The following is a 7,017-nucleotide window of genomic DNA, read 5'->3' as shown; positions in this document are numbered from 1 at the left end:
CAGCTGCGGTCGGCCGCGCCGGGGTCGCTCTGTCGCTGCCGCCGGAGATCGGGGTCCGGCCGCCCGCTGCCCGGGACGCGCCCGGTGCCATAACCGTCGCGGCGCGGGTCTGCGCCATCGCTGGCCGATGCGCTCGGAGCGCCTGGGGCGCTGGGGGCGCTGGGGGTGCCTGGGGCCCCCGGGACACGTCCGGGACCACGCCGCCTGGCGTCGCCGCCGCTGCCGGGCCAACCGGGATCGGCTCCGCGCGGTGCTGGCCGGGCGGGGCCTCCTCGTGTCGGGCCGGTTCGGGGCTCCTGCCCGGATGGAGTGGTCATTGCTGCTGAGATTAGTCCATCGAATCTTAAGTTCGCCTCAACGAGCCTCCGACTCGTTAATGGCGGCTTCAAGAGCAGGCATTTCCCGCCAGATGGCCCTCCTCGCGCGAACTGAGCAGGTAGCCTCGCCGCTACGGTGACAGGCCAGCCGGAGGGGAACAGGAGTGTCCGGAGCGCACGGCGGCACGGTGATCGCAGGAAAGATCGGCTACGCGGTGAGCTGCGTGATCGCCGCCGCGGTACTGCTCGTAGCGGGGTACGCGTACCACGTGGAGGACCAGCTCGGCGGGATCGAAAGCTCTAACGCCCTGAGCGGCGGTCCGCAGACCGGCGAGATGAACATCTTGCTGATGGGGCTGGAGAGCCGGACCGACTACAACGGCAACATCCTGTCGCCAGGCCTGCTCGCCGCCATGCACGCCGGCAGCGTCTACGGGGTCAAGAACCTGGGCGTCGGCGGCCAGGCCACCAACACGCTGATCCTGATTCACATCTTCGCGGGCGGCAAGAAGGCGGTTGGCATCTCCATCCCCCGCGACGACTGGATTACCTTCCCCAAGGCTTACGACGGGCAGTCCGAGGGCAAGATCGACCAGGCTTACGGCCTTGCGTGGGCGCAGAGCCTCGGCGCGACCGCGAACTCGAGTACCGGCCATGATCAGCGTTACCAGCAGGCCAACGAGGCCGGCCAGGCGGCGGCGATCGCGTCCGTGCAGAAGCTGACCGGCCAGCACATCGACCACTTCGCCGAGGTGAACCTCGCGGGCTTCTACGCGCTCGCGCAGGCCTTCCAGGGCATCGAGGTGTGCGTGACGCCATGGCGGGGTGGCGTCAACTTCCACGACGCCAACTCGGGATTCAAGATCAGGCACGGCGGCTACCAGTACTTGTCGCCGCCGCAGGCGCTGGCGTTCGTCAGGGAGCGGGACAACCTCCCGAACGGTGATCTCGACCGCACCCATCGCCAGCAGGCGGTCATCGACTACGTGATCTGGAAGCTCGAGCACCAGGGGGTGCTCAGCGACCTTGGCCAGCTCAACAGCCTGCTCGACGTCGCCAAGCAGTACGTCATCACCGACGCGGACTGGGACCTCCCGCTGTTCGCCACCGAGATGCACGCCCTGACGGGGAAGAACTTCTCCTTCCAGACGGCGAAGATCGCCGGGTACCAGACGATCAACGGACAGGCCGCCAACGCCATCGACATCCCCACGGTTCAGCGGCAGGTGCGGCAGGCGTTCACCGCCCCGGTGGCGTCGTCCGGCGGCAAGCACGGCACGGCGAAGAACACGGCACCGGTCCCGCCGGCGTCGACCGTCACCGTCGACGTGTACAACGGCAGCGGAGCGCCCGGGCTGGCCGGCGGAGTCTCGCAGGCGCTGGTCTCGAAGGGGTACAAGGGCGGTGCCGTCCAGGACGCCGCGGAACAGCCGCACCAGGTCCAGCCGGCCACCCAGGTGTTCTACAACGCCGCGACGGCGGCCAACGCCGCGAAGATCGCCGGCTACTTCGGCGCCGCCGCGAGCGCGAGCACGTCACTGCCGGCGGGTCACGTGGAGGTCCTGCTCGGCACCAGCGTTACCGCCATGCCCGCCGGCCTCGGCTCGTCGGGCGCCGCGGGCGCCGGGGCACCCACGGCAACGGCGACGTCGGCCGGGGACAACGGCGCGGCTGCCGGGACGGTAACGGTGAACTCGAAGACGCCGTACGGCGCGCCCTGCGTCTATTAGCCGGCGACGCGGCGAGGGGAGGCGTCGATACAAACCCGTGATACGGCCTACCCCGAAGGTAACCAACCGGTAGCCTCACGCCTTGGGCGCGGGGGTACCGGAAGGGACGACATGTTCGGGTCACTGCTCGCGGGCAAGATCGGCTATGCGGCGAGCTGCCTGCTCGCCGCCACCGCTCTCCTGGTGAGCGGCTACGCCTTCCATGTGGAGGGCCAGGTCAGCGACGTCGCCAGCTCCCGCGTGGACGCCGGCGGCCCGCAGGTCGGCGACATGAACATCCTGCTGATGGGCCTGGAGAGCCGCACCTACTGGAACGGCCAGCCGCTGCCCAAGACCCTCGAGGACCTCATGCACGTCGGGTCGATAGGCGGGGACACCACCAACACGCTGATCCTGCTGCACATCTACGACAACGGGAAGAAGGCGATCGGGGTCTCCATCCCCCGCGACGACGTGGTCACCATGTACGGCACGCACGGGTACGGCGGCACCACGGCGAAGGTCGACGAGGCCTACGGCGACGCGATGAGCTACGAGCTCCAGCAGCTCCAGCAGGACGGCCAGGCCGCGAAAATGAGCAGGGACCAGCTGTACTTCCAGGCGAATGAGGCGGGCAGGGCGGCGGAGATCCAGACTGTCCAGGCGCTCACCGGAGTGCACATCGACCACTTCGCCGAGCTGAACTTGTGGGGGTTCTACGAGCTGGCCAACATCTTCGGTCCCATTGAGGTGTGCCTCAAGCAGGCGGCATACGACCCCGATTTCTCCGGCGCGAACATCCCCGCGGGCTATCACGCGCTCAGCGCCGCGCAGGCGCTGGCCTTCGTCCGGCAGCGGGAGAACCTGCCCAACGGGGACCTGGACCGCACGCACCGGCAGCAGGCCGTGCTCGACTACGTGATCTGGAAGGTCAAGCACCAGAATCTGGTGGCCAACCTGCTTGAGGGCAACGCCCTGCTCAACGACCTGAAGACCTTCATGATCACCAGCGGCGGCTGGAACATCGTGGAGTTCGCCACCGAAATGCAGAACCTGACCGGCCGGAACCTGGTCTTCCAGACGCTGCCGATCCAGACCCAAGAGAACAACGTGATGCTGAACGGCAGGCTTCAGGACATCAACATCGTCGATCCCGCCTACCTCAAGCAGTACACGCACAACTTGTTCTACCCGGCGCCCGCCCCCAAGAAGACGGCCGCGCCGGCGAAGGCCACCGCGCCCATCCCGCCTGCCTCGACCGTCACCGTGGACGTGTACAACGGCGGCAGCGCGCCCGGGCTGGCCGGCGGCGTCTCCCAGGCGCTGGTCTCGGCCGGGTACAAGCCCGGCGCGGTCAGCAACGCCTCCGGCCAGCCGGCGCCGGTCAAGCCGGGGACCCAGGTCTTCTACGGCACCGGGACGGCGGCCAACGCGGCGAAGATCGCCAGGTACTTCGGGGCGACCGCCACCGCGGCCACATCCGTGCCAGCCGGCCACGTCGAGATCCTGCTCGGCACGGCCTCCGCCACGGTGCCCACGGGGATCGTCTCATCCAGCCCGGGCTCTGGCGCTACCTCGGCCGCTGCCCCGTCGCCCTCGGCCGCGTCGTCCGCCCCGGCGGTGAACGACGGGCAGTCGGGCGGCTCGGTCACGGTCGGGCCCAACGCCCCCTACGGCATCCCCTGTGTGGACTGACCAGGGCTACCCTTATTCGGTAGTCGGTTAGGGGAGGCAGCGTGGCAGACACCAAGGGCAAGATCCGCGTCATCGTGGCCAAGGCGGGCCTTGACGGTCACGACCGCGGCGCGAAGGTCGTGGCCCGCGCGCTGCGCGACGCCGGCGTGGAGGTGATCTACACCGGACTGCACCAGACACCTGAGCAGATCGTGGCGGCCGCGATCCAGGAGGACGTGGACGCGATCGGCCTTTCCGTGCTGTCCGGCGCGCACATGACGCTGTTCGCCAAGCTGCTGGAACTGCTGAAGGAACAGGGCGCCGACGACATCGTGGTGTTCGGCGGCGGCATCATCCCAGAGGCCGACATCGCCGAGCTCACCGCGATGGGCGTCTCGAAGATCTTCACCCCAGGCGCCCCGACCACGGACATCGTCGCCTGGGTGAACGCCGAACTCGGCCCGCGCCGGGCCGCGTGACCTGACGTCACGCGGCCCCGGTACGCGCGGTCAGCGGGTGCGCATGATGTCGCGGACGAGGGCGGCCGTTTCGCTCGGGGTCTTGCCGACCCGCACGCCCGCCTTCTCCAGTGCCTCTTTCTTCGCCTGCGCCGTGCCGGAAGAACCGGAAATGATCGCGCCCGCGTGCCCCATCGTCTTGCCCTCGGGCGCGGTGAACCCGGCCACGTAGCCGACGACCGGCTTGGTCACGTTCTGCTCGATGAACGCCGCCGCCCGCTCCTCGGCGTCGCCGCCGATCTCGCCGATCATCACGATCGCGGACGTCTCCGGGTCTTCCTCGAACGCCCTGAGGCAGTCGATGTGAGTGGTGCCGATGATCGGGTCGCCGCCGATGCCCACGGCGGTGGAGAACCCGATGTCGCGCAGCTCGTACATCATCTGGTAGGTCAGCGTCCCCGACTTGGACACCAGGCCGATCCGGCCCTCGGACGTGATGTCGGCCGGGATAATGCCGGCGTTGGACTTGCCTGGGGAGGCGATGCCCGGGCAGTTCGGCCCGACGATCCGCGTCTTGTTGCCCTTCTCGCAGGCGTAGGCCCAGAACTCGGCCGTGTCGTGTACCGGGATGCCCTCGGTGATCACGATGCACAGCGGGATCTCCGCGTCGATCGCCTCGAGCACGGCGGTCTTCGTGCCGGTCTCGGGGACGAAGACCACGGACACGTCAGCGCCCGTCGCGGCCATGGTGTCGGCCACCGTGCCGAAGACGGGAATCTCCGTGCCGTTCAGCTCGACGGTCTGCCCGGCTTTCCGCGGGTTGGTCCCGCCCACCACCTTCGACCCGGCGGCGAGCATGCGCGCGCCGTGCTTGCGGCCCTCAGAGCCCGTGATGCCCTGCACCAGGATCCGGCTCTCGGCGGTCAGGAAGATCGCCACCTCATGCTCCCTTCGCGGGGGCGGCGGCGGCCAGCTCGGCCGCGCGGCGCGCCGCGCCGTCCATCGTGTCCACCTGCTCCACCACCGGCAGGTTTGCCTCCTGAAGGATTGCCCGGCCCTCGGCCGCCCTGTTGCCGTCGAGCCGGACGACGATCGGGAGGTTCACTTCCTCGCCGCGCTCCGTCAGCAGCGCGACCGCGGACACGATCCCGTTGGCCACCGCGTCGCACGCGGTGATGCCGCCGAACACGTTCACGAACACCGACCGCACCGACGGGTCGGAGAGCACGATCTCCAGGCCGTTGGCCATCACTTCGGCGGACGCGCCGCCGCCGATGTCGAGGAAGTTCGCCGGGCGGATGCCGCCGAACTGCTCGCCCGCGTACGCCACCACGTCGAGCGTGCTCATCACGAGGCCGGCGCCGTTGCCGATGATGCCGACCTCACCCTCCAGCTTCACGTAGTTAAGGTGCTTCTCCTTCGCCCGCGCCTCGATCGGGTCGGTGGCGCTCGCGTCGGCGAACCGCCCGTGGTCTTGGCGGTAGGCGGCGTTGTCGTCGAGTGTGACCTTGCCGTCGAGGGCGAGCACCCGGCCGTCCGGGGTCAGTACCATCGGGTTCACCTCGACGAGCGTGGCGTCCTCATCGGTGAACATGGCCCACAGCCGTTCCGCCAGGAGGGCCGCCTGTTCGGCGGCCTCGTCAGGGATCCGGCCGGCCTTGATGATCTCCAGGGCCTTCGCGTGGTCCACGCCGGTCAGCGGGGAGACCGGGATGCGGGCGATCGCGCCGGGGTTGGAGTGCGCGACCTCTTCGATCTCCACGCCGCCCTCGACCGAGCAGATCGACATGAATGTGCGGTTCGCGCGGTCCAGGAGGAACGACAGGTAGTACTCCGCCTTGATGTCCGTCGCCTCGGCGATCAGCACCTTGTGCACGGTGTGACCCTTGATGTCCATCCCGAGGATGCGCTGCGCCTTCTCGTAGGCGTCGACCGGCCCGTCGGCCAGCTTCACGCCGCCGGCCTTGCCGCGTCCGCCGGTCTTCACCTGCGCCTTCACCACGACTTGGGGGGTGCCCTCTGCCGCGTACGCGGCGGTGATCTCCCGCGCCTCTTCGGCAGTGTCGGCGACCTTGTCCTTCGGCACCGGAACGCCGTATTCGGCGAAGAGTTCCTTGGCCTGATACTCAAACAGGTCCACTGGGGGGGTTCCGATCTCGGTCCGTTTGACTGCGTCTGACTTGCCGCGTGACACGCGGCGTCCACCATGCAGCCTAGTCCGTGGCCGCCGCCGGCCGGGCCTAGGGGACCGACGCGGCTTGTGAGCTGACTCTCAACGGCGTGGCGGCGTGCCGTTTGCCGGGTCCGCCGCGAAGATGGGCGATGTGGCTCTGCTTCCCCGGGGGGACGACCCCCCGGGATCCCCCCGGTATGGGGGGCTCCTGCCCCCCATACCCCCCGGGCCCAGCCGGCCGATGCTCATGGCGGGTGGCATCGCCGCGCTGGCCGCGGCGGGCGGCGGACTCGCCGTGCTCATCACGCTGACCCTCGTCGGCTGGATCACCGCGCCGCACGTGGGCATCGGCGGCGGCCTGGCCGGGGTGCTGCGCTCCGCGGGCCTGCTCTGGCTTATCGCGCACCACGTCCAGGTGACCGTGCGCGGCATCGGGCCAATCGGGCTGTTGCCGCTCGGCCTGGTGCTGGTGCCCGGCGCGCTGATCGCGCGGGCCGGGCGCTGGATGACGACCGCGGGGTACGTGACCAGGCTGCGGCACGTGAGCTATGCGGCGCTGGCGATCGCCTGCCCGTACGCGCTATTCACCGCCGCTGTGGCGGTGGCCTGCCGGACCCAGGCGGCCGCGCCGTCGCTGCTGCAGGCGGCCGTCGATGGCTTCCTGCTCGCGCTGCTGGCGGCCGTGC

6 protein-coding genes are annotated in these 7,017 nt (G+C 69.5%); 4 read left to right on the top strand and 2 right to left on the bottom strand.

Annotated features, from left to right (window positions below; genetic code table 11):
* The first annotated feature begins 481 nt into the window (after positions 1–481).
* The 3 genes from WA805_RS19080 (at position 482) to WA805_RS19070 (ending at position 4,179) form a co-directional block, all read left to right on the top strand.
* The gene (locus tag WA805_RS19080; protein ID WP_422289163.1) at positions 482–2,047 is read left to right on the top strand and encodes an LCP family protein; all 1,566 of its coding nucleotides are present in this window, start codon (positions 482–484) and stop codon (positions 2,045–2,047) included.
* A gap of 111 nt (positions 2,048–2,158) precedes the next feature.
* The gene (locus WA805_RS19075; RefSeq protein WP_425238548.1) at positions 2,159–3,721 is read left to right on the top strand and encodes an LCP family protein; all 1,563 of its coding nucleotides are present in this window, start codon (positions 2,159–2,161) and stop codon (positions 3,719–3,721) included.
* Positions 3,722–3,762: 41 nt separating this feature from the next.
* Positions 3,763–4,179 (top strand): cobalamin B12-binding domain-containing protein, encoded by a 417-nt coding sequence (locus tag WA805_RS19070; RefSeq protein WP_422270758.1) that lies wholly within the window; start codon positions 3,763–3,765, stop codon positions 4,177–4,179.
* Positions 4,180–4,209: 30 nt separating this feature from the next.
* Here the strand turns inward: WA805_RS19070 and sucD are convergent, their stop codons facing one another.
* Both sucD and sucC read right to left on the bottom strand, forming a co-directional pair.
* Positions 4,210–5,097 carry a succinate--CoA ligase subunit alpha gene (gene sucD / locus WA805_RS19065; protein ID WP_422289162.1) on the bottom strand — a complete coding sequence of 296 codons (888 nt, stop codon included), beginning with the start codon at positions 5,095–5,097 and terminating at the stop codon, positions 4,210–4,212.
* 1 nt (position 5,098) lies between these two features.
* Positions 5,099–6,298, bottom strand: coding sequence for an ADP-forming succinate--CoA ligase subunit beta (gene sucC / locus WA805_RS19060; RefSeq protein ID WP_422289164.1), 1,200 nt, complete (start codon positions 6,296–6,298; stop codon positions 5,099–5,101).
* Positions 6,299–6,578: 280 nt separating this feature from the next.
* On the opposite strand from sucC, the gene WA805_RS19055 reads away from it, so the two are divergent.
* The coding region (locus WA805_RS19055; protein WP_425243008.1) for a DUF6350 family protein at positions 6,579–7,017 on the top strand (439 nt) is incomplete at its 3' end.

This window comes from Trebonia sp. (genome assembly GCF_049794275.1).
GTDB lineage: Bacteria > Actinomycetota > Actinomycetes > Streptosporangiales > Streptosporangiaceae > Trebonia.
This window is presented reverse-complemented; position numbering and strand designations above follow the sequence as displayed.

Excerpts from the sequence above, each read along its gene's own strand:
- WA805_RS19075 (WP_425238548.1), top strand. The coding sequence starts at position 2,159 with ATGTTCGGGTCACTGCTCGCGGGCAAGATCGGCTATGCGGCGAGCTGC.